The organism is Shewanella sp. Sh95 (assembly GCF_001308045.1).
GTDB classification, from domain to species: Bacteria; Pseudomonadota; Gammaproteobacteria; order Enterobacterales; family Shewanellaceae; genus Shewanella; species Shewanella xiamenensis.
In genome coordinates, this window is record NZ_LGYY01000161.1 from 1 (window position 1) to 2,469 (window position 2,469).

At 42.0% G+C, this 2,469-nt stretch carries 2 protein-coding genes; one reads left to right on the forward strand and one right to left on the reverse strand.

Annotated features, from left to right (window positions below; all coding sequences use genetic code 11):
- Positions 1 to 346 precede the first annotated feature (346 nt).
- A complete protein-coding gene (locus tag AEA42_RS11905) occupies positions 347 to 685 on the forward strand; it encodes a hypothetical protein (RefSeq protein WP_055647830.1) in 339 nt (112 codons plus the stop codon).
- Positions 686 to 914: 229 nt separating this feature from the next.
- Here the strand turns inward: AEA42_RS11905 and AEA42_RS11910 are convergent, their stop codons facing one another.
- Positions 915 to 1,790 carry a Tim44-like domain-containing protein gene (locus tag AEA42_RS11910; RefSeq protein WP_055647831.1) on the reverse strand — a complete coding sequence of 292 codons (876 nt, stop codon included), beginning with the start codon at positions 1,788 to 1,790 and terminating at the stop codon, positions 915 to 917.
- Positions 1,791 to 2,469 lie beyond the last annotated feature (679 nt).

Sequence of the window (2,469 nt, forward strand, 5' to 3'; positions counted from 1 at the left end):
TTGGAGGTACTCAGGCGGCCTGATTATCAAATCACGGAGAAAGAATTGCTGGCGGCCTGGGTATTATTCGCCAATCAGTTGCTCAAATATGGCTATGCTATGGCTGATTTATGAGGGGATCCTTCAGTGCTGAGTTCGGGGATTGTTAGCTCCTCATCAAAAAACTAAGCCCAACCTTTTATTCTGTTTAAATATATAATGCCAACCAACTTAAAAAACACCTAAGGTATAGCACTTTATTTTTGTATAAGTATAATCAGCCCCCAATGGGAGCAATTGAAATTGATTTCCTTTAAACGTTGCAGATTAATTTTGCAATAGACTTTCATATAAAATGGATTTTATTATGCTAGCGTGGCTCATCTTGATATTAATAACGATTGTTCCAGTAAAAATTGGAGCTGAGTTATTTGAAGCAGAAAACAAAAGTATTATACATTGTGGTTTAGCCGTTACGATTGGAACAATACTAGCATTCACAATAGTTATTGCTATCAAAGGATTGCTTGGGCTAATTGTGACATACATTGCAATATCAGTAGTTTACAGCAAAATTTTTCAACTATCCTTTGGTAAAGGTTTAACTTTTACATTAGTAGTATTTGTAATTCAATTAGGAATAGTACAAGGTTTAACTGATTTGGGTCTCCACCTTATTTCTCCATATATTAGCACCTCAACATAACGAAAAATCAGCACTATAAAATATAATCTACAAATAATGGCCCTAATTGTGAGCAACTGAATTACAGCTCGTCACGCAACTACTGTATAGCCATATTAGTAAAATAATCAAAGTAATGATAAGCGATTTTTCAATCAATAACGTTGAACTACTGAGGGAAGGCTGGATTGACACGAAAGGGAATGTAAGCAGCCTTAAGAAATTAAGGCTGCTTTTGAAGACGGACAGATTACTGCTCGATACCCACGATTAACCAAGGCGCGTTGGCTTGCGTAAGGTTACGCTCTAAATGCCAGATTTCCTTAATGTCCTCTTCGACACCTTCAACCGTATCACAGTAGCGGCCGCTATACTTAACACTCACTTCCGCAAGACTTGCATTGTGTGTCGCGCGGACCAGCTCAGCATCTAAGAACATCACTTCAGTATGCTGTTCGCCAACGAGCTCACGGCGTTGGTTGCTGAGTTCATTATAAAGCTCAATCGAAACATACTCTTGGATTTTGCTTAAGTCGTTTTCGTTCCATGCTACTTGCAAGGTTTTGTAATGACTACGAGCCCCTTCCAAAAAGCCGGGTAAATCAAAACCCGCAGGCAAATGGAAAGGCACAGCGCTCGCCGCTTGCGCAAAACCATTGCTGCCACTGTTTGCACTGCTGGCAAAACCGGTTTGTTCCGCTTGCTGGCGTTGCAAATTCGGATTAGGTTGACCAGCACCCGCATAGGCTGGTCTTGGCTGGGCACTGGCTTTTGAAGCCATCAGAGTACGGACAATTTTAAACAGCACGAATGCCAACAGCGCGATAATCAAAATATCCATAAATTGAATATTTTCAAAACCTTCGCCCATAAATAGCGCAGCTAATAAGCCGCCCGCTAATAAACCGCCTAACATGCCGCCCATCATGCCTTTTTTGCCCGCAGCAGGTGCTGGCGCAGCGGTAGGCGGGGTTGTAGGGGTATTGGTTGCCGCAGGCTGAGCCGGCGCCGTTTGATGACTTTTGCCAATAGACTTATTACTGCCGAATTTTTTTGCTTCTGCGACTGGACTAGCAGCCAAGCTAACCGCAAAAATCATCGCCAGCATAATAAATAACTTTTTCATTTATAAGATCTTTGTATGTATAACCAGAGGTGCAGGCATCATAGCGGGATGACATTATATGTCAACTATGAAAAAGCGGCAGCTGATTGTCTTGTGCATATTTAGTGAGTTCCGATTAAACACTGTCATTCCAGTGACACGCAGCAAGCACATCCCTGTGTGCTCCACGGCGGCATCTGCTGTATATAGACATACGAATGTCGCGATCACATGGATGTGAATGAGCGACCATGCCGCCAACGGTCACTTACATGCCAGTGCTTAACCTTGCCAATCCCCACAGTAATCTGAGATCTCTTAGTAACATACACTCTTTAAATTTAATAATGGGTGGCTCGTTAATTCAGATGAATTTACCCATTCAGCACCACCAAAGTAAATCAGAAAATTTCTAATCTTTTATATGAAATTAAACTTCATTGAAGCTCAAAGAAAAGTGCGTCTTGCTTAACTCTGCCTGAAATATAGAAATATTTTTATCTTTCACCAAGTCTCTAATTTCCGCAATATCAGTCGGCGAAGTCCTACAACCTAGGAACACAGCAGAGATACAACCGACTTTCCGCACCTGATTTAGGAATAAATTTGCCGATACCGTTCGCCTAACACGTCGAGAATGATCTGCTGGTCCACTGTGAGTCCTGTGACTTGAGGTGGCGCCTCTCCCAACTGGTACTCG